Origin of the sequence: Haloglomus halophilum (genome assembly GCF_024298885.1) — an archaeon.
GTDB classification, from domain to species: domain Archaea; phylum Halobacteriota; class Halobacteria; order Halobacteriales; family Haloarculaceae; genus Haloglomus; species Haloglomus halophilum.
The window spans coordinates 1,256,534-1,278,883 of the sequence record NZ_CP101166.1 but is presented as its reverse complement, the minus strand read 5'-3'; the positions used below and the strand labels follow the sequence as shown (position 1 = coordinate 1,278,883).

Here is a 22,350-nt window from a genome sequence, read left to right as displayed (position 1 = left end):
GCTACCACCTGGTTGTGTGACGACTCACTGACAGCAACTCTTGCCGTTCGGCGATACGTTCTGGTAGCTCCGGTTATACGGGCCGCTGATTGCCGGATAGTGTCGTGTGTCCGTTTCACATGACTGGCCAGCAAGCTTATACAAACCCACGGGATAGCGGCGAGGCAGCATGAACTGGAAAGCACTCGTGGTCGCGGTCACCCTGGTCGTCTCCGCCGTGGGGACGCCGGTGGCTGCCGCCGCGACGACGAATGCGGCCAGCGGGCAGTCCTCCGCGCAGGCACAGAGCGGTACCTACGTCTCGTTCGAGACGGCCGACAGCGCGGTCGTGGACTACACGGTCAACGGGAAGACGGTCGTCGACCGGCTGAGCGTCCAGTCCACGTCGGAGGCCAAGTCCCAGACCGGTGGTGAACTCGGGCTCAGCGGCGATGCCGGGTTCTCCGGCGCGGGCCTGAGCCTCGCCAGTAGTTTCGATGCCAGCACGAGCGCTACCATCCAGTCCGAGAGCGGCGCGGAGCTCGTCGCCCACGACAACGACCGCGGTATCGTGGTCGTGAAGGCGAACGGAGAGAGCCACGTCGCACGCTTCAACAGCTCGGACGGCTCCGAGGCCGAGCAGGCATCCGAGAAGCGCGCGGTCATCACGAGCGACGACGGCGCCACGGCGACGGTCATCGTCGTCGGTGACGGGAACGTGACCGTCTCCGACGGCGGCAACGTCACGGCGATGGCCGAGGAGAACAGCCGTGTCGTCTACCGCCAGTACGAGGGCGAGCGCAACGACTCCGAGAAGCAACAGGAGCGCATGATCGCCAACGGCACCGCGGTCGCCGAGGTGTACGTCCAGGCCGCCGGTGACGCCGCGAGCGACGCCGACGCCGACGACAGCGACGACAGCGACAGCACGCCGACCGCGACCGACTCGCCGACCGAGGACTCCAGCGAGGAGGCCAAGGAACGCAGCGCCGACGTCGTCCGCTACAGCGAGGACACGACGGTCGAGGTGACCGAGAACGCGGCCGGCACGTTCAACGCGACGGTCGAGCGGAGCCAGAGCGAGGGGAAGGTCGTCATCATGAGCGTCTCGGAGGCCGCCTTCGAGAACGCCGAGGACGCCGAGGTGTACGTCGACGGTGAGGCCGCGGCCGAAGCCTCCTCGTACTCCGAGGTCCAGAGTGCGACCAACGACGGCGAGACCTCGAAGTACCTCGTGCGCTCCTCGAGCAGCGCGCAGGCCTCGACGGACGTGGTGGTCGGTATCAACCACTTCTCCGCCCGTGAGGTCTCGATGCAGTCCGGCGGTGACGGCGGCGGCGCAATCAGCGGCGGCCAGCCCGGCTTCGGTGCCGGCGTCGCTGTCATCGCGCTCGTCGGCGCGGCTCTGCTCGCGCGTCGCCAGGCCTGACCATCGGAATCGCAGCTGACCGACACGGGCACCCGCGCCCGTGACCACGGTTCGAGCGGCTGACCCCCCGGGGCGCCCGGGGTCCGTGCCCTTCTCCGTTCTCTCTGGTCGGCGTCGACGGCCGTTCCGTCGCAGACGGATTCCGCCGCGGCGGCGACGGAACCGGCCGGTACGAGCCCGGGCTTCTCGTCGCCCGCGATGTGCGCGCCCTCGGTGGCGCCGGCCCGACGCGAACCGTCTCTCGGATATCGGTGTCCGACTCCCGCTCCGCTCCGAGCACCGGATCGCGATGGAAGGCGCGACGCATCGACCAGACCGAGAACAGGAGATGGTCTATCCAGCTGTAATACCTGTCGAAGAATCGGTGGGGATGAGATATCGTTCCGGTTCTCGGTCGAGGGCTACTGACCGGGGAACAGCTGACCGACCCCGGCCGACGAAGTGATGATTGCGGTTGTAACTCCGAGCGGTCAGGAGAGGAACCGTCGGTGGACGTGGGCGGTGGAGTACTCGACGCCGAACTCCTCGACGATCCGCTGCTGGAGTCGTGGTGCGGTCCATTCCTCGGCGTCTTCCGGTGGGTCGGCCAGCCAGGACTCCACCTCGGTGCGTTGTTCGACCGTGAGCTTCGGGGGGCGACCCGGACGGTGCTCGTCCTCCAGTGCCTCCTCCAGTCCCCGCTCCTCGAAGCGGTCGAGCCAGTAGTAGACGGTCGACTTCGGGATGCCGTATCTGGTAGAGAGCACGTCGGTGCCGACCCCGTCCTTGTAGGCCAGCGCCACCATGAGCCGCTTCGCGCCCTTCGCCGACGTTGCCTCCTCCAGGGCCGCCTGTAGCTGGCCCACGCCGAGCCCTTCGAGCTTGCCCATCGTCTCGCTGTAGCCGACCAGCAGTCTAAATACCTTTGTCGAAGTGTTCCAACCACCCGCAGAATATCGTCCCGGCGGAACTCCTAATCGGCCCGACAGCGTGCTGGAAGGTCACCCTCGCTGAACAGGAAACGCGAGAAGCCTGGATGGGCCCTGCCGGATTCGAACCAGCGCTCACCCGGTGTCTCACAGTGCTCGACAAAGTGTCGAGGAACTGATATGAGCCGGGGGCTTTAAACCAGACTAAGCTAAGGGCCCTACCCGGGATACTACCCTAGGCGCCCAAATAGCTGTCTCTTCCCGCACTCGTGTGTGTGTGGTCCGGGCCGGTGTCTCCCCCCGGCCGAGTTCCGCATATACGTGCATCCGAACACCTTCGCCCCCGGTTCCCGTCGCCCGGGCAATCGCCCCGAGATACTTCCCCGATGCCGTGTCTGCCGCCCACATGCAGGTCAGTCGTCGAACCATCGCGAGACTGCTCGCGTTCGCGTTCATCACGAACCTCGTCGTGATGGGGGCCGGGGCGCTGTACTCCTACGAGAACGCGCCGCCCATCCCCCGCGAGTTCGAGGGACCCGACGGGGGGACGGTCGCGACCGCCGAGCAGGTCCGGGCCGGGAAGGTACAGTTCCAGCGTAACGGGCTGATGAACCACGGCTCCATCCTCGGGAACGGCGCGTACTACGGCGTCGACTACACCGCCGACGCGCTCGACCTGAAGGTCGGGGCCATGCGGGAGTTCTACGCCCGCGAGCGGTACGGCGGCGACTACGACACGCTCGACGGGCCCGAGCAGGCCGCCGTAGACGACCGTGTCGAGTCGGACCTCGCGAGCACGGACACGACCTCGCCCGTGCAGCTGTCGGCCGCCGAGGCGTACGCCCACGAGCAGGTGCGCGAGACGTACGTCGAGCGGTACCACGAGGGCGACCGCGAGCGCGGCGTGCCGGCCGGGATGATCGCGACGGCCGAGGACGCCCGCCGGTTCGCCGACTTCGCGCTGTGGACCGCCTGGATGGCTCACACGGAGCGCCCGGGAACCGAGCACACCTACACGAACGACTGGCCGTACAACCCGGTCGCGGGCAACGCCCCGACGGCGGCCGCGATGACGTGGAGCGTGCTCGCGATGGTGCTGCTGGTGGCCGCAGCGGGCGGGGGTATCTGGCTCTACCGCTCGCTGGACCTCCCGGACCCCGAGGTCGAGGGCATCTCGGTGCCGGAGCCGGACGCGGTCGCCCTGCTCCCGAGCCAGCGGGCCGCGACGCGGTTCATCCCGGTCGCGGCCGGGTTGTTCGCCGCACAGACCCTGCTGGGCGGGTTGCTGGCGCATTTCTACATCGAACGTGACGCCTTCTTCGGGCTGGGGGCGCTCGTCGGCGTCGACATCCTTCAGGTCATGCCGTTCGCCATCGCGAAGACCTACCACATCGACCTCGCGGTGCTGTGGATCGCCACGCTGTGGCTCGGCGCCGGACTGTTCCTCCCGCCGCTGTTCACCCGCGTCGAGCCCGCGAACCAGACCCGCTACGTGAACGTCCTGCTGGGTGCGCTCGTGGTCGTCGTGGTCGGCGGGTTCGCCGGCATCTACCTCGGCTCGAACGGCTACCTCGGGGACTGGTGGTGGCTGCTCGGCAACGAGGGGCTGGAGTACCTCGAAGTGGGCAAGGTGTGGCAGTTCGGCCTGCTGGTCGGATTCGGGCTGTGGACCCTCCTCGTCGCGCGGGGCTTCCGGCCGCTACTCGCCGACGAGCCCCGGTACGGACTGGCGCACATGATCCTCTACGCCGGCGGCTCCATCGGCCTCCTGTTCGTCGCCGGGATGCTGTACACCCCCCAGACCAACATCGTGATGACGGAGTTCTGGCGCTGGTGGGTCGTCCACATGTGGGTGGAGGGTGCCTTCGAGTTCTTCATCGTCGCCGTCGTCGGCCTGACGCTGGTGTCGATGAACCTCCTCCGGCGCGAGTCCGCCGAGAAGGCCGTCATGGTCGAGGCGCTGCTCGTGATGGGGACCGGCGTCATCGGTGTCTCGCACCACTACTGGTGGATCGGCCAGCCCGACATCTGGGTGCCGCTGGGGAGCGTCTTCTCCACCCTCGAACTCATCCCGCTCGTGTTCATCCTGTTCGAGGCCATCGCGGAGTACCGCACCCTCGGGCAGGCCGGCGAGTCGTTCCCGTACCGCCTCCCGTTCGCGTTCATCGTCGCCAGCGGGGTTTGGAACTTCGTCGGCGCAGGCGTGCTGGGCTTTTTCATCAACCTCCCGCTGGTCAACTACTACGAGCACGGCACCTACCTCACGGTGGCCCACGCCCACGCGGCGATGTTCGGGGCGTTCGGCTTCCTCGCGTTGGGGCTCGCGACCTACATGCTCCGGCTGACCGTCGACCCCGGTCGCTGGACCGAGCACCGGCTCCGGTGGGCGTTCTGGTGCTGGAACCTGGGGCTCGCGGTGATGGTGTTCGCCTCGGTCCTGCCCGTGGGCATCCTCCAGCTGGAGGTCGTCTTCACGCAGGGGTACGACGCCGCCCGGTCGCTGGCGTTCTACAACGGCGAGCTGGTGCAGGCGCTGTTCTGGGCACGCCTGCCGGGTGATACGCTCATCATCATCGGGACGCTGCTGTTCGGCTACGACGTGGTCCGCAAGCGGTTCCGGCTCCGCGCGGTCACGCCCGAGGACGAACGTGCGGAGGAGGGCGTCCTGGCTGACGACTGACGCGTCCTGGCCGGCTGCCCCCCGCGCCTGCCGACCCGTGGGCGGCCATCCACGGGCGACAACGGAATACACGTTTAACTCCGCCGGCCACTGCTGCCGGAAGGCCTTCACCCGCCGAGCCCGTACCGCAGACACCGACCATGCCCGAAAGCACCCTCTCGCCGCCCGACGACTCGGCACGCGCCCCGGAGTCCATCTACGCGTGGCTGGCGTGCCCCTCGTGTGGCTCCCGCGAGGTTGTCCGCGGCCCTCGGGCCGCCGACGGTACCGTCGAGATCCGCTGCGAGGACTGCGGTCTGACCGGCCGCTACGGCCTCTAATCGCGCCGAACCCGGTCTGCGGTTGGGAATCACCGGAACCTGTTTGTATCTCAACTGCGTCGCGGCCGCTAGGTGCTCTCCACACTGGGCGTCACTGTGTCACTCCCCCTGCTGGTCTACGTCGGCGTGTTCCTAGCAGCGGCGCTGGCCTGCATCGCGAGCCTCACCCGGCTGTCGACCATCGAGGACGACGACACCCGTCGGGGGATGGCGGGGCTACTCGTCGCGAGCGGCCTGTGGGCCATCTCCCACGTGGTCTTCCTCGTCGTTCCGGTGACGGCGGTCCGGCTCGCGGCCTACTACGTCGGTCTCGTCGTCGGCTTCGCCGCGGTCGGTGCGTGGCTCTACTTCTGCTCGGCCTACACCGGCCGGGCCCTCCACCGGAACACGACCTATCGCCGCATCGCGGTCGCCATCTTCGTGGTCGTGGTGGCGGTGAAGCTCACGAACCCGATCCACGGGCTCTACTTCACCACGACGGCAGCTACGTCGCCGTTCCCCCACTTGGCTGTCGAGCACCGGCTGTTCCACTGGCTCGCGATGGGGCTCTCGTACGCGCTCGCGGCCGTCGGCGGCTTCATGCTGCTGGAACTGTTCACGCTGACCGGCTACGATGCCCGGGCGCTGACGTTCTTGCTCGGGCTGACGGGCCTGCCGCTCCTCTTCGATATCCTCGGCCGGCGGAGCGCGGTACTGGTCGACATGACCTACGAGCCGCTGGGAGTGGCCGCCTTCGCCGTCGGGGTGCTGTTCGTCTTCTCCGAGCGCTTCCAGGCCGTCCGGCTGGCGGGCGATATCGCGGACCCCGTCGTCATCCTCGGTGAGAGCGGGACCATCCGCGACGCGAACGAGGCCGCCGTCGAGCTGTTCCCCGAACTCGAGGGGGCGGTCGGTGACCGCCTCGAGAACCGGGTGCCCGTGCTCGCCGGGGAGGTGGCGCAGAGCGGCGAGGTCCTCGAACTGGAGCGTGACGGGGAGCCCCGGTACTTCCACGTGTCCACCAACCCGTTCACCGTCGGAAACACCCGCATCGGTCGGATGGTTCTCGTGAACGACATCACCCGTGAGGAGCGCTACCGGCGGCAGATCGAGCAGCAGAACGAGCGACTCGGCCAGCTGGCTGGCGTCATCTCTCACGACCTGCGGAACCCCCTGAACGTGGCATCCGGGCGGCTGGAGATGGCACGCGAGCAGCACGACAGCGAGAACCTCGCGGCCGTCGCGGGGTCGCTCGAGCGGATGCAGCGGCTCATCGAGAACCTGCTGACGATGGCCCGGCAGGGGCTGGACGTCGGTGACAAGCAGCCCGTCTCGCTGGCGACGGCCGCCGAGAAGGCGTGGTCGACGGTCGGCACGGCCGAGGCCGCCCTCGTCGTCGAGGGTGACATGACCTTCCGGGCCGACCCGGACCGGCTCCGACAGGTTCTGGAGAACCTGTTCCGAAACGCCGTCGAGCACGGTGGCAACGCCGTCACGGTCGGCCCACTCGACGAGGAGCCGGGCTTCTTCGTCGCCGACGACGGTCCCGGCATCCCGCCCGAGCGGCGCGAATCGGTCCTGGAGTTCGGCGAGAGTGGCGGCGACGGCAGCGGTCTCGGGCTGGCCATCGTCGACACCATCGCCGAGGCGCACGGCTGGTCGCTCACCATCACCGACGCCGTGGACGGCGGGGCGCGCTTCGAGTTCACCGATGTCGAACTCACTCGGGCCGATGAGGGCGGCACGGCCCCGACGGACATGTGGGGGGCGGCCGGCGGGGAAGCGGACAGGTGACCGCGCCGCGGCTCGGTTCACGACTCCGTGCGGGAGCGACGGCCACGGGGACGTTCTCAACTCCCCCTGCTGGCTCCCTGTGGTCCGCTCACACCGGTGCGACAGCTTCAACCCCGTCACCCGGATACGTTCCGGCGAGATGCCCATCGAACTGGACGGCGAGTACACGACGGCACGGGTGATGGTCGAGGACGAGTCGCTGGTCGGGGAGGGACTCCTCGACCAGGTGCAGGAGTTCATCGACCACCCCGCATTCACGGAGCCGGTCGTCGTCCAGCCCGACGGCCACTGGGGAATGGGTGCCCCGGTCGGGTTCACGATGCCGCTCCCGGACCGCGTGGTCCCGAACGTCGTCGGGGTGGACGTGGGCTGTGGGATGACGGTCACCCACCTCGGCGACTCGCTCCCGCTGGCCCACGCCGAGCGCGAGCGCCGCGTCCGCGAGGCCGTCCCGATGGGCCGCAACGTCCACGACTACGACGATGCGGTCCACCTCGTCGACGAGTTCCCGTTCGCGCGGGCCAACGAGCGGTTCGAGCGGTTCGACCGCTCGTTCCGCGAGCGCTTCGGCGAGCCCGTCGCCCCCACCTTCGAGTTCGATGGCTACGACGGCGACTACTTCGAGGCGCTCTGCGAGCGCGTCCTCTCCCGGCAGCGCCAGGGGATGGGCCACGTCATCCGCTCGGCCGGCACCCTCGGCGGCGGCAACCACTTCGTCGAGTTCGCCCGCGCTCGCGAGTCGGGTGACTACTACCTCGTGGTCCACAGCGGCTCGCGCTACCTCGGGAAGGCCGTCGCGGAGTTCTGGCAGGCCCGCGCCACCCAGCTCCGGAACGCCGACCGGGTCCGCGAGCGCATCGACCCCGACGACCGGCGCTTCCTGAAGTTCGACCCCGACGACGTGAGTGACGAGGAGCTGTTCCGCTGGGTCACCGGCGGCATGGGCGAGTCCCACATCCGCAAGGAGCGTCTCCGCGAGGAGCTCGATGGGAAGGAGATCGAGCACACCTTCGCCCGGCTGGGCGACCTCCAGCCGCCCTCGGGCGACGAGGGCCGCAACACCGACCTCGACCCACTGGTCGGCCGCGAGGCCCACGGCTACTACGTGGACATGCTGTTCGCCCAGCAGTACGCCCGCTGGAACCGGGAGCTGATGTCGGGGGCCGTCTGCGACGCGCTGGGTGTCGCGCCCGAGGAGACCTGGCACTCGGTCCACAACTACATCGACTTCCACGACCTGACCATCCGGAAGGGCGCCACCCCGGCCCGCGAGGGCGAGCGCCTCCTGATTCCGTTCAACATGGCCGAGGGCGCCGTCATCGCCCGCGGGAAGGGCAACGACGACTGGCTCCGGACGGCACCGCACGGCGCCGGCCGTCGGATGGGCCGGCGCGACGCCCACGACCGCCTCTCGATGGCCGACTTCGAGGCCGCCATGGACGGCGTCTACTCCGAGTCCGTCGTCGAGGGCGTGCTGGACGAGGCGCCCGCGGCGTACAAGCCCGCCGACGCCATCGAGCGTGCGCTGGAGCCGACGGCCGAGGTGGTCGAACGGCTGGAGCCCGTTCACAACCTGAAGGCGACTGATTAGTCCAATATTTTCCCGATATCAGGTTTATTCTCGGAACATTCAATCAATTCACCATCGACAGCGAACTGCTTCCGGAGCCCTCGCCCGCTCGGAAGTCCGCCAGGAACGTGGGTCAGTCAGCAGCTGTGAGCCTCGTTCCTCCCCAGCCGCCTGCGGTGCTCACTGCGTTGCGCTCCTCGGCCCTCGCGCGCTTAGAGACGGCCGACGACAGCCGGGGGCTCGCGGCACAGGGCCGTTCGCAGGGGCAGTCGTCGGCCGCCAGCGCACGCCCGCTCGACTGACGAGGCCGGCACGCACCAGTCAGGCGGCGGGTCGCCCGGCCGGTTCCGTGTACAGGAAGCGCGCGAGCGCCCTCCCGACGAACCCGCGACCGCGGGGAGCGTGGTGAGTCGTCTGCGGCGCTCGCGCGGGGAGGTGTGGGGACACGAGCACTCCGCTGGAACCACCACGCGCGAACGCTCGGTGCGACAAGCAGCAGGGTGGGACTGAAAGGGGCCGCCCGCCTCGACCGTTCCCGGGCGACGTAAGCACCGCAGGGAGCGAACGAAGTGAGTGACTGAGGAGCGCAGCGAGCCCCGGAACGTCGAGCGGGCGGGGGCTTTCAACAGGTATCCGTCGTCCCTGTTGCCGTCACGGAGAGTGCGGGCGGGGGCTTTCGAGGTTGTTCTGTTGTGGGTGCCGTCGTAGTGAGAGCGGGCGGAGACGTTCGATTCACCTACTCATCTCACGGAACCAGTTGCATGGTCGCGGCGAGCGCGAGCGCGAAGCCCAGCAGGAGGACGACGCTCCCGGTCAGGTAGAGGCGGTGGCCGTCGGCGCTCTCGTCGAGGAGCAGGCGTTTGTCGCGCGTCGAGACCAGCATCCGGGTGCCGTCGACCGGATGGGTCACCACGGCTTCCTGGGTTGGGAAGCGGTCGTCGTCGCCGCCCGTCAGCAGCTCCGAGGAGCCGCCCGCCCGCCCCGTGTCCCGGCGGGCGTAGCCGAGAACGTACACCTCGTCGCCGGCCTGCAGCGTCGTCTCCTCGTAGGTCCGGTTCTCCAGCCCCTCGTTCGCCCGGAGGTGCGGGGAGTCCTGTACCCATCTGGTCAGGCGGTCGCCCGCAGCCGTCCGGGCGGGGACGAACACCTCCGCGTCGAACCCGCCGAGGTCGACGGTCGCGCGGGCCGTGCGGACCGTCGAGGCGGGCGCCCCGAGCTCGCTGTCGAACTCGAAGTCGCGCGTCGCGAGGCTCCCCGGGTCGACGAGGACCCTGCTGCGCCCGTCGTCGACGTAGAACGGGACCGAGCGAAAGCCCGTCGCGACCCGGCGCGTCCCCGCGATTCCCGTGCCCCCCTTCCCGCGATTGGCGCGCCAGGCCGTCAGGACGGCGTTCTCCGTCCCCGAGACGGGGGCCGTGAACGTCCCGTCCGGGTCCGGCTCCACCGTCCGGACCGGCGCGTCCGGGGCGGGGACGACCGTCCCCGTCAACTCGACCAGGCCGCGCTCGGTCGTCCGGCCGGTCCCGGCCGGGATGGTGGTCGCCAGCCGCGAGTGGCGCTTCCGGCGGCGGTCCCCGGCCCGCCCCAGCATGAACCCGGCCCCCATCACCACGACGCCGGCGACCGTCAGCAGGATGTGAACCGTCGCCATCAACCATGGAGGGGAACGCCCGGGGGATAACGTTGCGCCCGTCGGTTACCGGGGATACACGAGTGGTGGGCGGATGCGTGGTCCCACAGGTGGCGGCGGTCCCGCTCGGCCGGCACCTCCAACGAGCAGCGGCGGTCCCACTCGGCCGGCACCCCTCGAGATCGGTGGCGGGTTTCAAGCCGCGGCCGCGAGTAGGCCCGCGCGTGCATCCCTTCCACGAGCGCGGCGACGCGTCCGGGGTCGCCACGACCGACGGCGGGACGGCGGCGGGCTTCCGGTTCGCCTACGAACCGGGGACCGTCGTCTACGGCGAGGGACGGGTGAGCGACCTGGAGCGTGAGCTGGCTGCCATCGGTGCCGAGCGGGGACTGGTGGTCGCCGGCGAGACCGTCGGCACGACCGACGCCGTCGTCGGTCCCGTCCGTGAGGGACTGGGCGACCGGCTCGCCGACGTCTTCGCCGGGACGACACCCGAGAAGCGGCTGGCACAGGCCGCGGCCGCCGCGGACGCCTACGCGGACGCGGACGCCGACGCGTTCGTCGCGCTCGGCGGCGGGAGCAGCCTCGACGTGGCGAAGGTGGCGAGCGCGATGGTCGCCTCCGGGCAGCCCTACGAGGGCGCGCTGAACGACCTCGAACGCGCCGGGACCGTCCCCGTTCCGGCCGGCGAGCTGCCCCCCATCGTCGCCGTCCCGACGACGCTCGCGGGCGCCGACCTCTCGGTCGTCGCGGGCATCACGGCCAGACGCGACGACGGACCGGTCGTCCGCGGCGGCGTCTTCGACGGCCGACTGATGCCCGCGGCGCTGGTCTACGACCCCGACCTGTTCCGCACCACGCCGGACGGCGTCCTCTGTGCGTCGGCGATGAACGGCTTCGACAAGGGGCTGGAGACGGTCTACGCCCGGAACGGGACCCCCGTCACCGACGGCACGGCCCTCCGGGGGTTGCGGCTGCTCGCGCGGGGGCTCCCGGCGCTGGGTGCCGGCGACCGCGACGCCGACACCATGCACGACGCCATCGTCGGGACCATCCTGGTCCAGTACGGCGCCTCGCGCGGCGACGGGACCACGCTGTCGGTCATCCACGCGTTCGGCCACGGCCTCGCCCGCGGCTACGACCTCCAGCAGGGCGCCGCCCACGGCGTCATCGCGCCCCACGCCGTCCGGGACATCTTCGACGCGGTCGACGGCCGGCGCGAGGAACTGGCCGAGGCGCTCGGCGTCGCTGGTGGCGACGACGGACCCGAGACCACTGCCGCCGCCGTCGTCGACGCAATCGACGGCATCCGCGAGTCGCTCGGACTGCCCGGACGACTGCGTGAGACCGCCATCCCCCGCGAGGACCTGCCCGACATCGCCCGCGCGGTCGTCGACGACGGGTTCATGCCCAACCGCCCGCGTGGCTACGACCCCACGGCCGAGGACATCGAGGCCGTGCTGGAGCGGGCGTGGTAGTTCCCACGTTGCCTGTGATGTGTCGAATCCGGTGGATGGGGGCGTGCCGTGCCCGCTCCACTCCCGCTCAGCCGTTCTTCTTCCCCCGCCGATATGTCCAGACCAGCAGGATCAGTAGCCCGGCAAGCGGCGTTCCGTCGATATCGGCCCCGTTCTGGGCTCCGAGAACGGCGATGCTTCCGTATCCAAGGAAGAGAAGCAGGAGGATCGGGAAGACGACCTTCTCACCCCTGGTGAGGCCGTCCCAGAACGACGAGGAGCCGGAAGGGGTGGACTGGGTGGTCTCCGGCGGAGCCGCTCCTGACCCTGTCGGCGTCGACTGCGAGCTAGTCGCTGAGGACCCACAGTCGGAGCAGACGACTGGATCCCCTCCGAGATCCTGGTATCTTGACGGCCTGAGTCGGAGTCCTCCCTGACATCTCTGACATCGGGTATGGATCAGGCAGTCTTCGCAGTAGAAATCGTCCCCGAAGACGCGAAAGTACGTGGAATCGATTCGTTCGGTCACCCCACAGCGCCCACAGTCCGCTTCCACCCTACTCATGGCCTCTCTTCCCAACAAACTACTATAAACATCCATGCCATGCCGCTCTCTGCGGCGCTTCTTCCGGTAACGCCCGTGCCACCCGCTGACGCGTGGGTCCACGGAGGTATATGCCGCCGGCGCACCTCCCTCAGGCATGGTCGAGACGACGGGAATCCATCACGTGACCGCCATCGGCGGGGGCCCGACCCGGAACGCCGCGTTCTACGTCGAGACGCTCGGGCTCCGCCTCGTCAAGCGGACCGTCAACCACGACGACACCAACACCTACCACCTCTACTTCGGTGACGGCGCGGGGACGCCCGGCACCAACATCACCTTCTTCCCGTGGACCGACGACGGCCGGCAGGGCGAGTTCGGCGCCGGACAGACCCAGTACACCGCGTTCTCGGTACCCGAGGGCTCGCTCTCCTACTGGGCCGACCGCCTCGCCGACCACGAGGTCGACGCCGAGCGGCTGGAGCTGTTCGGCGAGGAGCGCCTGCGCTTCACGGACCCCGACGACATCGGCCTCGAACTCGTCGCCGAGGCCGCCGAGCGCCCGGGTCCCGCGTGGGACGCCTCTCCAGTCCCCGAGGCACACCAGATTCGCGGGCTCGCCGGCGTCACGCTCGCGCTCGCGGACCCGACCGTGACCGCCGGCGTGCTGGAGTCCATCGGCTACGGACGGGTCGCCGAGGACGACGACGGGGCCACGGTCACGCGCTACGACACCGGCGCCGACGGCATCGGGACGTGGGTCGACCTCGTGGCGACGGACGCCCCGCGCGGGCGGATGGGCGTCGGGACGGTCCACCACGTCGCCTTCCGTCTGGCCGACGAGGCCGAACAGCACGCGATGCAGGAGACGCTGGAGGCCGTCGGGATGGACCCGACCGAGGTCATCGACCGGACGTACTTCAGGGCGATCTACGCCCGGGAGCCCCAGGGGGTCCTGTTCGAGTTCGCCACGATGGGACCGGGCTTCGACGCCGACGAACCCGTCGAGTCGCTGGGTGAGCGCCTCGCGCTCCCGGGGTGGCTGGAGGACGAGCGCGAGGCAATCGAGGCCGCCCTCCCCGAGTTCGATGCGCCCGACCCCGACCCCGCAGCGAGCGAGGCCGGCGTGGACGACTGAGCGGCACGCACCACACGCTTCCCGCCCCTCGCCGGTTCTCACAGGCAGCAGAGATATACCCCGGGCGACGTAGCCACCGGTATGTCCATCGTCGAGCGGGTCCGCCAGCCGGAGTACACCGGCGAGAACCGCTGTATCCCCTGCACGCTCGCAAACGGCGTCATCGCGGTCGTCCTGGCGGCGGTCGTCGGGGCGGCGTGGTGGACGCTGGTCGCTCCCGGCGTCGGGGCGGCCGTCGCCGCCAGCGTCGTGCTCGTCGCGAGCGCGCTCAGTATCTGGCTCCGGGGGTATCTGGTCCCCGGGACCCCCGAGCTGACGAAGCGCTACTTCCCCGACTGGGTGCTGGCGAAGTTCGACAAGGGGCCCGCTACGGCGGGTGGGATGGCCGCCGGCGCCGGTGCCGGAGCGGAGGCCCCCGGTGACGAGGCCGGTGCCGACCGCGAACTCCAGGGGCAGGTGAACCCGGAGGCGGTCCTGCTGGAGGCGGGCGTCGTGGAGCCCTGTGCCGACGAGGACGACCTCTGCCTGGCGCCGGAGTTCCGCGGCGCGTGGCGCGAGCGGATGGCCGTCATCCGCGACGAGGGTGCCGAGCGCGACGAACTCGCGGCACAACTGGACCTCGACCCCGAGGAGGTCCGCTTCGAGGAGCACGGCGGCGCGTTCGTCGCGTTCTACGACGGCCGCCGTGCCGGGCAGTGGGAGTCCCGTGCGGCGCTCATCGCCGACCTCGCCGCCGCACGGGTCCTCCCGGAGTGGGTCGCCGAGTGGGACGACCTCGCCATCGGTGCCCGGTCGCAACTCCTGGGCGGCCTCCGCATCTTCATCGAGGAGTGCCCCGACTGTGGCGGGCCCGTGGTGGCCGGCCGCGAGACCGTCGAGTCCTGCTGTCGCTCCCACGAGGTCGTCGCAGCCAACTGCCAGGAGTGTGGCTCGCGGCTGCTGGAACTGCCGTACGAGGAGCCTGCCGAGGGCGCGGGCGGGCCGGGCGGTGACCCCGCCCCCTCCGATTGACCGTCCGCGCCATATCCGGACTGACCTGCCCGCTCGACACCCGTCCCGTTTTACCCCCGGGCGACCCCACGACCACGTATGCCCGAGTTCGACGCCGACCGCTTCGCCGAGGCGAAGTACGTCGACTACCTGACCGACCTGCAGCAGGCGTACAAGAACGCGTTCGACCGGATGAACGACCGCTACGACTCGCAGCTGGTCCACGCCATCGACCAGGAGGTGCTCAACGAGTCCGAGCCGTTCTACGAGGGCGACGGCCGGTTCCGCCTGGAGGTGCCCGACGACCCCGCGGACCGGGTGACGAGCGTCGTGGTGGGCGAGGAGAAACTGACGGGCGTGCTGGAGGCGTATCAGGAGACCGTCGAGCGCGAGATCGCCCGGCAGTTCGGCTTCGACCCGGACGAGGGGTCGGCGACGGCCGCCGAGTGAGTGCGGGCTCTGCCGGCGCGACCATCACACGGCGTGCACAGACCAAAGGTCTAAGCGCCGTCGCCGCCAACCCCGGTACATGAGCACCCAGAGCGAGGACGGCGACACCGAGGACGAGCTGCGCGAGCGTATCAGCAACTTCCTCCGCCGGAACTTCCCGCAGATCCAGATGCACGGCGGCAGCGCGGCCATCCAGAACCTCGACCGCGAGGAGGGCAGCGTCACCATCATGCTCGGCGGCGCCTGCTCGGGCTGTGGTATCTCCCCGATGACCATCCAGGCCATCAAGTCCCGCATGACCAAGGAGATCCCCGAGATCAACACGGTCCACGCCGAGACCGGCATGGGCGGCAACGAGGGCATGGCCGGCGGCGCCGGCGGCGGCAGCGGCATGTCTCCCTCCTTCCCCGGCGAGTCCTCGTCTGAGGGGTCGGACGAGGGCCCCGAAGCGCCGTTCTGAACTCCGTTCGCCGCGTTTCTCGCTGCTTTTCCTGTTGGCGTTGCGAGCGACCGCGTTCTCCGAGCGAGGCGGTCCCGCCCGCGGCCGACTGCGGTGCTCCTCGACCCGTCGCGGTCGGGGCTGTCAGCGATTCGCGTCGATCCACTCACACCGGGCGTGGAAGTCCTCGGCACCGCACTGGCACGCGATGGACTGGAGCGTCCCCGTCGGGATGTCGTCGGCCGGACCCATCGGCACCGGTACCACCCGAATCTGGTCGGTTTCGGGGTGCCCGTACCGGAGTTTCAGGTGACTCCCCGTCCGCCTGACCGGGCGGAAGCAGTGACCCCGGAGGACGCTCGCGATTTCGCGACCGGAGAACGAGATCCGCACCACGCTACCGCATGAACTCGGGGATGAACTCGACGCCCTCGCGCTGGCCGTCGGTCCCTTCGGAACGCGCCATCTCGCGTCGGTGCTGGTAGCTTCGGTCATAAGGCTTCGCCCCGGTCGCAGGAACTTATTTCACCGCCGCCCTCGCGTGTCGGAGTCACGATGAGTCAGGCGACGCTGGGGGGAGTCTATCGGAACTCCAACCTCTTCTCCAACTACTATCTGGACGAGAAGGTATACGCGCTCGACGCGTGGGACTGCGACGAGGCGGCACAGGACGCGTTCGACGCCCTGCAGGAGCTCTACACGACGGAGGGAGGGACCGTCGCGGACTACGACGAGGACAACCTCCGGTCGCGGTGGATCGATGAGGTGCTGGAGGTTCTCGGCTACGCGACGCTCAACGAAGCGTCGATGCCGGAGGGTGGCGGCGCGGTCGACCGACTGCTTCTCGAATCCGACGACGACGCACTCGACGCGGCCGGACGCCAGCGTGACGGTGACCACGCGGGGATGTACAACCTCGGGCTGGGTATCCTGGAAGCGAAGCGGTGGGGAGCGGACTTCTCGCAGAAGTTCAGCGAGGGGCGCAACTACCACGACGCCTCGAACCAGATCAAGTACTACCTCGACAAGACACCCGGAAGCATCCGCTGGGGAATCCTCACGGACGGGAAGAAGTGGCGCCTCTACGGGACGAAGGACTACGAGACGGAGACGTACTACGAGGTGGACCTGCAGGAACTGCTCGAATCGGGCGACCTGGAGGCGTTCAAGCGCTTCTTCGTCTTCTTCCGGGCCGATGCCCTCCGGGAGACGGGTGGCACCACCTTTCTCGACGAGGTGTGGTCCGAGTCCGAGACCGCGGCCGAGGAACTCGGCGAGGACCTGCAGGACGACGTGTTCACCGCGCTCCGCATCGTCGGCCGCGGGTTCATCGAGTACAACGACCTCGACATCGACTCGGACGACGACGCGGCGCTGGACGAGCTGAAAGAGCAGTCGCTCGTTCTGCTGTACCGGCTGATGTTCATCCTCTACGCCGAGGGGCGTGACCTCATCAACCCGGACGACCCGGACGCTCGCGAGGCGTATGAGGACGACTATAGCCTCGATACGCTCCGGCAGGACATCCACGAGGGCCTCGACGGCACCGCGGACTACGAGCGGGAATTCAGCACCCGGTCCCCGAGCATGTGGGACCGGCTCACCCGGCTGTTCGACCTCATCGACACGGGCAACGAGAAGCTCGGCGTCCCCGCCTACAACGGCGGCCTGTTCGACCCCGACGAACACGCCTTCCTCGAGGAGAACGACCTCCCGAACCGGCACCTCGCCGAGGCCATCCACCGCATCTCTACCACGACCAGCGAGACGGGCGAGGTCGTCCTCGCGGACTACGCCGACCTGAACACCCGGCACCTCGGAAGCATCTACGAGGGCCTGCTGGAACATCAGTTCCGCGTCGCCCCGGAGTCGATGGCTGCGGTCCGCGAGGACGGCGCGCAGGTGTGGCAGCCCGCCGACGAGGTGACGGTCGCGGATGCCGTCGAGTCCGTCGAGCGTGGCGACCTCTACGTCGTCAACGACGACGGCGAGCGCAAGGCCACGGGCGCCTACTACACGCCCGACTACGTGGTCTCCTACATCGTCGAGGAGACAATCGACCCGCTGCTCGACGACATCCGCGAGGCGGTCGACGCCGGCACGTTCCAGAGCGATGCCGCCTACGTGCAGGAGTTCATGAAGGAGGTGAAGGAGCTGAAAATCCTCGACCCGGCGATGGGGTCGGGTCACTTCCTCACCGCGGCCACCCGCTACCTCACCAAACAGGTGATGGACGAGGCTCGCGAGCGCGAGGTGACGGTCCTCGACGAGAGCCACATCCGCCGCACGCTCGCCAAGGAGTGCATCTACGGTGTCGACATCAACGAGATGGCCGTCGAACTCGCGAAGCTCTCGATGTGGCTGGAGACGCTCGCCGCCGACCAGCCGCTCGCCTTCCTCGACCACCACCTCAAATGCGGCAACTCGCTGGTCGGTGCGGACATCGAGGAGATAGAAGAACTGGAGTCCGACGCCTCCGCCGAGGACTCCGACCAGTCCTCGCTCGCGGAGTTCGGCGCGACCCGACGGGGCACGATGGAACACCTGATGGATGTCTATCAGGAGTTCCTCGCCATCGAGAACGAGGACCTGGAGGACGTGAAGGCGATGGAGCGCAAGTACGCCGAAATCGAGAACGACGAACTCCGGCAGCGGCTGGTGGCGATGGCGAACGTACGGGTTGCGGAGGATTTCGGGGTAGATGTTCCGAGTGGGGCGTACGAGCGGATGGCCGGGGCGTTGGATGATGGAGAGGAGTGGAGAGAGGTTGAGAAACAGGATTGGTTCAAAACAGCGAAATCAACCTCACGAGATACGCAAGCATTTCATTGGAGACTCGAGTTCCCCGAGTCATTCTACACACCATCTGGGAAAAAGAGGGAATCACCAGGATTCGATGCAGTAATTGGGAATCCCCCCTACGTAAAAATACAGAATATATCGGATATATTCAAAAAAGGGTACGAGAACCTGTTTGAATCATCAAAGGGGCGGTATGATTTGTATTCGCTATTTATTGAATTAGGAAACGAACTATCTGCAAAACGCACCGGGTTAATCGTCCCAAACAAGTTTTTTGAATCAAAAGCAGGTGAAGCCTTACGCACCTATTTGACAGACAGACATGTTATCGAATCTATAGTGGATTTCAGCCAATATCAGATATTTGATGGTGTATCCACATATACATGTCTCTTATTTTTGTCTTCAGATGTCGAAGTCGAAGATGAGACAAAATATACCATCATAAGAGAGGCCCCCGAGAGAGAACTTGAGAGTATTCAGTGGAATAGAACTGAGCTTGGGCACGAAGGATGGAGGCTTTTGAGTGAGGAAGAACAGAAAGTGCTGAAGAAGATCGAGGAGCAAGGGAAAGATTTCACAGCGGTGGCTGAACAGATTTTTGTCGGTATACAGACCAGCGGGGACAAGATATTCGTCTTGACGGATTGTGAGGTCAAGGACGAAATCATTAGAGGATACTCACAAGCAAGCGATGAACAGGTAGAAATTGAAAAAGAGATTGCACACCCGTATGTTGGTGGTGACGAAGTGTCGCGGTACGGGCCTATAGAAACAGATTCATATTTGATATATCCATATACTAATGATGGCAATTTGTTATCTGAGGATATATTCTCCAATGAATATCCGAATGCGCATCAATATCTAAGCAACCATTCTGAATCTCTGAAAAGTAGGGGTGGCGAAAATCAAATATTCGAATCGTGGTACGCTCACTGGTGCCCACGGCACCCGAGTAAATTTGCCCGTGACAAGATACTAATTCCTGAAATAGTTAAACAAGGTGAGGCAACTTACGACCAGTCTGGAGATATTTATCATTCTACTACAGTCTATAGCCCTATATTCAAGGGGAACTACGCTAATTATGATAAAGAAGTTCTTGGAATATTGAATTCGGATCTGGTATGGTACTATATTTTGCGTACAGGTACCGTACTCCGTGGAGGCTATTATAGATATAAAACCGATTATATAAAACCAATCTCTCTCCCGATAAACAAATTTGAGGGCGAGCTAAGAAATAATGTTGGGGATATTATAGAATTAACTGGGGAGCGGAACCGCCTGAACCTCCACCTCCCGGACTACCTCGGCACCTACGACGACGGCCCCACGCTGGCCGACCTCGGCCCCATCCCTCCTGAGGGCCGCGCCGACTCGCTCATCACCAAGACCGAAGACACCGCAGAGGGCCTCCAGAAGCTCCGCATCGCCGACGTGACCGTCGAGCGCGACGGCGACACGCTCACCCTCAGCATCGTCCCGTACGTCAAGCCCGAGGATTCCGACGAGTACGACGGCGAGCCGAACCAGCACGGCTACCTGACGCTGGACCCGGAGCCGGCGATGCGCTTCGTCGGGCTGGACGACGCACAGGCCGACCTCATCGAGTCGTTCGTCCCGTACGCCGTCGACGAGGCCGGCGGCACGGCGGGCTTCCGGGACAACGCGACCAGCACCATCTCCCCGCTGGACCGGCTGGAGGCGCTCACCCTCCCCGCGCTCGCGGACGTTCGCGACGGGCTGGAGACGTACCGCGAGCAGGTCGCACGCGCGGCGGAGTTGGACGAGCAGATCGAGCGCACCGATGCGCTGATCGACGAGATCGTCTACGACCTGTACGGGCTGACCGACGAGGAGATCGCCATCGTGGAGGATGCCGTCGGGGACTGAGCCCGGACGACCCTCCGTCAGGCGAACGGGTCGTCCGGGGTGTCGAGCCGAGTCACCCAGCCGAGCCGGTCGAAGTCGTCGTCGAACGAGTAGAGGTACTCGATGCCGGTGCGCTCCATGTGTGCGGCGATAGTCGCGTCACCGAACGCGAGCTGCTCGTGGTCGTCGAACAGCTCCACGGCTCGACGGTAATCCTTCTGCGCCGAGTGGACGAGTTCGAACCCGGCCGAATCGGTGAGTCGCCGTCGGAGGTCGGCCGCGATGTCGTGGCGCTGACGCTCGTGGATCCAGTTCAGTGTCTCCAGAACGACGTAGTCCGTGACCCGGGCCGTCGGGAGGTCACCGCTGTCGACGCCCCGGACCAGCGATGCCGCCGTCTCGTGGCGGCTGCTGCTCGTATCCTTGTAGTCGATCAAGACGTTCGAATCCACGACGACGGCCGGCATCAGAGCGCGTCCTCGTGTCCCGATAGGTCGTGCGTCTCGAGCCCGTCACCACCGAGGTCGGCCTGCAGGTCGTCGTCCTCGAACGCCCCGTAGCGCTCCCGGACGACCTCGACGGAGAGGGTTCCGTCGTCCTCCGTGTGCCAGCGGAGCTTGTCGCCGGGCTCGATGTCGAGCCGGCGCCGGATGCTCGCGGGGACCGTGACGACGCCGCTGTCGCTCACCTTGGTCTCCTCGGGTGTCTCTTGTGTCGCCATATCCCGCAGTACAGACGCCGGACGCATACTTGTTGCGCCACTTGTGGTCGCGGTCCCCATCCGTGTCGTGCTTGTGGCTGTGGGCGACGGGCTGGCAGGACGGAGCGTGCCGCCCCTTTTTCTCGCGGCCCCTGCTTCCGCGAGTATGGCTCCCGACGAGGCCCTCTCTACCGAGGCCCGGCGATACGCCGCCGAGGCCCGGACCGCGCTGCGGTCGGCGGGCGCGTGGCTCGCCGCCCGGCCGCCGGTCGCCGCGGCCCTCTTGGCGCTGCTGGCGCTCGGGTACGCCGCCGCCCGCCTGTTCACAGCGCTCCCCGCCGGCACGTGGCCGTGGCTGGGTGACTCGGTCATCTTCGAGTACGTCGGCTGGTTCCTCGCCGAGGGGAACCGCCTCTACATCGATGTCTGGGAGGTGAAGCCGCCGCTCGCGTTCGAGGTGACGGCGGTGCTGGCGGTGCTGGCGGGCGAGCACGTCGCGCTGTATCACGTGCTCAACCTGCTGGTGAACGCCGTGGCCATCGCTGTCGGGGCCGCGGTCGCTGCGGGCCTCGTCCACGACCTGACCGGCGACCGCCTCGCGGCGGTGGTCGCGGGCGCCGCACCGTTCGCGCTGCCGATGTACTTCTACCGCGCGCTCGTCGGGTTCAAGCCGAAGTACCTCGTCATCGCGACGGGGCTGGGCTGTCTGTGGCTCGGGTTCCGCGAGCGCCCGCTCGCGGCCGGCGCCGTGAGCGCGGCGGCGGTCGGGTTCTGGCAGTTCGCCGTCGTGTTCCCGTGCTGTGTGGTGGGGCTGTGCTGGCAGACGGGCGGGCGCCGCGCCGCGTCACGGGCGGTGGCTGGCGGGCTCGGGGCCGGCGTGGTCGTCCTCCTGCCGGTACTCTACTGGGGGGCGCTGCCCGCGATGGTCGCCGAGACGGTGCTGGCGCCGCTGCTGTTGACCCGCGGCCAGCCGCTCCTCGCGCGGGTGTCGGACATCGGGTGGGCGCTGGGGTCGTGGGCGCCGGTGGCGCTCGTCGGGGTGGCCGGCATCGTCCGGCACAGCACGGCGGGGCGGCTGGCACGCGAGTGGCCGCTGCTCGTCCTCGTCGCCTGGTTCTCCATCCAGCTCGCCGCCCTCGACTACGACAACCCACCCGACCTGTTCCCGTGGCTCGCGGTCGTCTCGCTCGGCGTCGGGCTGGCGGTCGCGGACCTGCGGGGCTGGTCGGATGGGCTCGCTGCCCGGATTCCCGCCGACAGCGCTACGCTCGCGCGGACGCTCGCGGCCGCGGTGCTGATGCTGGCGGCGGTCGCCGTCGCCACGATGGGCGGGTTCGTCACCGGCCCGCCCCGGACCGACCCGAAGACGTACGATACCACCCAGGAGCGCGCGCTGAACGTGTCGGGCCCCGACGACCTTGACGGCGTCGAACGCCAGTACGTCTACTGGAACCGGGTCCCGATAGCCAACTGCCGGGCGTTCGGCGCCGCCAACCAGCAGCGGCTCGTGCGGCGGCTGGGCCTCGCCGAGGGGCAGCGCTGGGAGACGGCTCCCTGCGGGCGGCTCGGTCCGACCTGGCGTGCCGTCCGGAGCGAGTACGGGCCCGGCGGCGGGAACGCCACGCGTGTCGGCCACGACACCCAACGCTAACTACCCGCCCGC

At 67.8% G+C, this 22,350-nt stretch carries 18 protein-coding genes and 1 tRNA gene; 12 read left to right on the top strand and 7 right to left on the bottom strand.

Annotated features, from left to right (window positions below; translation table 11 throughout):
- Positions 1-169: 169 nt before the first annotated feature.
- The gene (locus tag NL114_RS06260; protein WP_254823935.1) at positions 170-1,408 is read left to right on the top strand and encodes a PGF-CTERM sorting domain-containing protein; all 1,239 of its coding nucleotides are present in this window, start codon (positions 170-172) and stop codon (positions 1,406-1,408) included.
- A gap of 470 nt (positions 1,409-1,878) precedes the next feature.
- Here NL114_RS06260 and NL114_RS06255 read toward each other — a convergent pair whose 3' ends face one another.
- Positions 1,879-2,277 (bottom strand): helix-turn-helix domain-containing protein, encoded by a 399-nt coding sequence (locus NL114_RS06255; protein ID WP_254823934.1) that lies wholly within the window; start codon positions 2,275-2,277, stop codon positions 1,879-1,881.
- 147 nt (positions 2,278-2,424) lie between these two features.
- A tRNA-Ile gene (locus NL114_RS06250) sits at positions 2,425-2,535 on the bottom strand.
- Between the two features lie 187 nt (positions 2,536-2,722).
- Here NL114_RS06250 and NL114_RS06245 point away from each other — a divergent pair.
- The 4 genes from NL114_RS06245 (at position 2,723) to NL114_RS06230 (ending at position 8,680) form a co-directional block, all read left to right on the top strand.
- Positions 2,723-4,996, top strand: a complete 2,274-nt coding sequence (locus tag NL114_RS06245) for a nitric-oxide reductase large subunit (protein ID WP_254823933.1) — start codon at positions 2,723-2,725, stop codon at positions 4,994-4,996.
- Between the two features lie 140 nt (positions 4,997-5,136).
- Positions 5,137-5,316: a hypothetical protein gene (locus NL114_RS06240; protein ID WP_254823932.1), complete on the top strand. Its 180-nt coding sequence runs from the start codon at positions 5,137-5,139 to the stop codon at positions 5,314-5,316.
- Between the two features lie 72 nt (positions 5,317-5,388).
- On the top strand, positions 5,389-7,089 hold the full coding sequence (locus NL114_RS06235) for a sensor histidine kinase (RefSeq protein ID WP_254823931.1): 1,701 nt from the start codon (positions 5,389-5,391) through the stop codon (positions 7,087-7,089).
- 139 nt (positions 7,090-7,228) lie between these two features.
- Positions 7,229-8,680: an RtcB family protein gene (locus NL114_RS06230; RefSeq protein ID WP_254823930.1), complete on the top strand. Its 1,452-nt coding sequence runs from the start codon at positions 7,229-7,231 to the stop codon at positions 8,678-8,680.
- Between the two features lie 724 nt (positions 8,681-9,404).
- On the opposite strand, the gene NL114_RS06225 is transcribed toward NL114_RS06230, so the two are convergent.
- Complete coding sequence (locus NL114_RS06225) at positions 9,405-10,310, bottom strand: E3 ubiquitin ligase family protein (RefSeq protein ID WP_254823929.1); 906 nt, start codon at positions 10,308-10,310, stop codon at positions 9,405-9,407.
- A 203-nt stretch (positions 10,311-10,513) separates the two neighbouring features.
- Between NL114_RS06225 and NL114_RS06220 the strand changes: the two genes are divergently transcribed.
- A complete protein-coding gene (locus NL114_RS06220) occupies positions 10,514-11,767 on the top strand; it encodes an iron-containing alcohol dehydrogenase family protein (RefSeq protein ID WP_254823928.1) in 1,254 nt (417 codons plus the stop codon).
- 67 nt (positions 11,768-11,834) lie between these two features.
- On the opposite strand, the gene NL114_RS06215 is transcribed toward NL114_RS06220, so the two are convergent.
- Positions 11,835-12,311, bottom strand: a complete 477-nt coding sequence (locus NL114_RS06215; protein WP_254823927.1) for a hypothetical protein — start codon at positions 12,309-12,311, stop codon at positions 11,835-11,837.
- Between the two features lie 136 nt (positions 12,312-12,447).
- Here NL114_RS06215 and NL114_RS06210 point away from each other — a divergent pair, with 136 nt between their 5' ends.
- From NL114_RS06210 to NL114_RS06195, 4 genes are all read left to right on the top strand, one after another.
- Positions 12,448-13,428: a VOC family protein gene (locus NL114_RS06210; protein WP_254823926.1), complete on the top strand. Its 981-nt coding sequence runs from the start codon at positions 12,448-12,450 to the stop codon at positions 13,426-13,428.
- 81 nt (positions 13,429-13,509) lie between these two features.
- Positions 13,510-14,439 carry a DUF8054 domain-containing protein gene (locus NL114_RS06205; RefSeq protein ID WP_254823925.1) on the top strand — a complete coding sequence of 310 codons (930 nt, stop codon included), beginning with the start codon at positions 13,510-13,512 and terminating at the stop codon, positions 14,437-14,439.
- 78 nt (positions 14,440-14,517) lie between these two features.
- A complete protein-coding gene (locus tag NL114_RS06200) occupies positions 14,518-14,868 on the top strand; it encodes a DUF5783 family protein (RefSeq protein WP_254823924.1) in 351 nt (116 codons plus the stop codon).
- A gap of 79 nt (positions 14,869-14,947) precedes the next feature.
- Positions 14,948-15,328 (top strand): NifU family protein, encoded by a 381-nt coding sequence (locus NL114_RS06195; RefSeq protein WP_254823923.1) that lies wholly within the window; start codon positions 14,948-14,950, stop codon positions 15,326-15,328.
- A 123-nt stretch (positions 15,329-15,451) separates the two neighbouring features.
- On the opposite strand, the gene NL114_RS06190 is transcribed toward NL114_RS06195, so the two are convergent.
- Positions 15,452-15,703 (bottom strand): type II toxin-antitoxin system HicA family toxin, encoded by a 252-nt coding sequence (locus NL114_RS06190; protein WP_254823922.1) that lies wholly within the window; start codon positions 15,701-15,703, stop codon positions 15,452-15,454.
- A gap of 159 nt (positions 15,704-15,862) precedes the next feature.
- On the opposite strand from NL114_RS06190, the gene NL114_RS06185 reads away from it, so the two are divergent.
- Positions 15,863-20,008, top strand: a complete 4,146-nt coding sequence (locus tag NL114_RS06185; RefSeq protein WP_254823921.1) for an Eco57I restriction-modification methylase domain-containing protein — start codon at positions 15,863-15,865, stop codon at positions 20,006-20,008.
- Positions 20,009-20,025: 17 nt separating this feature from the next.
- Here the strand turns inward: NL114_RS06185 and NL114_RS06180 are convergent, their stop codons facing one another.
- Both NL114_RS06180 and NL114_RS06175 read right to left on the bottom strand, forming a co-directional pair.
- Entirely contained in the window at positions 20,026-20,454 is a 429-nt protein-coding gene (locus tag NL114_RS06180; RefSeq protein WP_254823920.1) for a type II toxin-antitoxin system VapC family toxin, read from the bottom strand.
- Positions 20,454-20,708 carry an AbrB/MazE/SpoVT family DNA-binding domain-containing protein gene (locus tag NL114_RS06175; protein WP_254823919.1) on the bottom strand — a complete coding sequence of 85 codons (255 nt, stop codon included), beginning with the start codon at positions 20,706-20,708 and terminating at the stop codon, positions 20,454-20,456. Before NL114_RS06175 ends, NL114_RS06180 begins: the two co-directional genes overlap by 1 nt.
- 145 nt (positions 20,709-20,853) lie before the next feature.
- Here NL114_RS06175 and NL114_RS06170 point away from each other — a divergent pair, with 145 nt between their 5' ends.
- A complete protein-coding gene (locus NL114_RS06170) occupies positions 20,854-22,338 on the top strand; it encodes a DolP-mannose mannosyltransferase (protein WP_254823918.1) in 1,485 nt (494 codons plus the stop codon).
- Positions 22,339-22,350: the final 12 nt, after the last annotated feature.

What these genes read in the sequence shown, in the direction of transcription:
- NL114_RS06200 (WP_254823924.1), top strand. Translation starts at nt 14,518, where the DNA reads ATGCCCGAGTTCGACGCCGACCGCTTCGCCGAGGCGAAGTACGTCGAC.
- NL114_RS06255 (WP_254823934.1), bottom strand. Translation starts at nt 2,277, where the DNA reads ATGGGCAAGCTCGAAGGGCTCGGCGTGGGCCAGCTACAGGCGGCCCTG.
- NL114_RS06225 (WP_254823929.1), bottom strand. Translation starts at nt 10,310, where the DNA reads ATGGCGACGGTTCACATCCTGCTGACGGTCGCCGGCGTCGTGGTGATG.
- NL114_RS06215 (WP_254823927.1), bottom strand. Translation starts at nt 12,311, where the DNA reads ATGAGTAGGGTGGAAGCGGACTGTGGGCGCTGTGGGGTGACCGAACGA.
- NL114_RS06205 (WP_254823925.1), top strand. Translation starts at nt 13,510, where the DNA reads ATGTCCATCGTCGAGCGGGTCCGCCAGCCGGAGTACACCGGCGAGAAC.
- NL114_RS06260 (WP_254823935.1), top strand. Translation starts at nt 170, where the DNA reads ATGAACTGGAAAGCACTCGTGGTCGCGGTCACCCTGGTCGTCTCCGCC.
- NL114_RS06175 (WP_254823919.1), bottom strand. Translation starts at nt 20,708, where the DNA reads ATGGCGACACAAGAGACACCCGAGGAGACCAAGGTGAGCGACAGCGGC.
- NL114_RS06195 (WP_254823923.1), top strand. Translation starts at nt 14,948, where the DNA reads ATGAGCACCCAGAGCGAGGACGGCGACACCGAGGACGAGCTGCGCGAG.
- NL114_RS06185 (WP_254823921.1), top strand. Translation starts at nt 15,863, where the DNA reads ATGAGTCAGGCGACGCTGGGGGGAGTCTATCGGAACTCCAACCTCTTC.
- NL114_RS06230 (WP_254823930.1), top strand. Translation starts at nt 7,229, where the DNA reads ATGCCCATCGAACTGGACGGCGAGTACACGACGGCACGGGTGATGGTC.
- NL114_RS06245 (WP_254823933.1), top strand. Translation starts at nt 2,723, where the DNA reads ATGCAGGTCAGTCGTCGAACCATCGCGAGACTGCTCGCGTTCGCGTTC.
- NL114_RS06210 (WP_254823926.1), top strand. Translation starts at nt 12,448, where the DNA reads ATGGTCGAGACGACGGGAATCCATCACGTGACCGCCATCGGCGGGGGC.
- NL114_RS06170 (WP_254823918.1), top strand. Translation starts at nt 20,854, where the DNA reads ATGGCTCCCGACGAGGCCCTCTCTACCGAGGCCCGGCGATACGCCGCC.
- NL114_RS06180 (WP_254823920.1), bottom strand. Translation starts at nt 20,454, where the DNA reads ATGCCGGCCGTCGTCGTGGATTCGAACGTCTTGATCGACTACAAGGAT.
- NL114_RS06240 (WP_254823932.1), top strand. Translation starts at nt 5,137, where the DNA reads ATGCCCGAAAGCACCCTCTCGCCGCCCGACGACTCGGCACGCGCCCCG.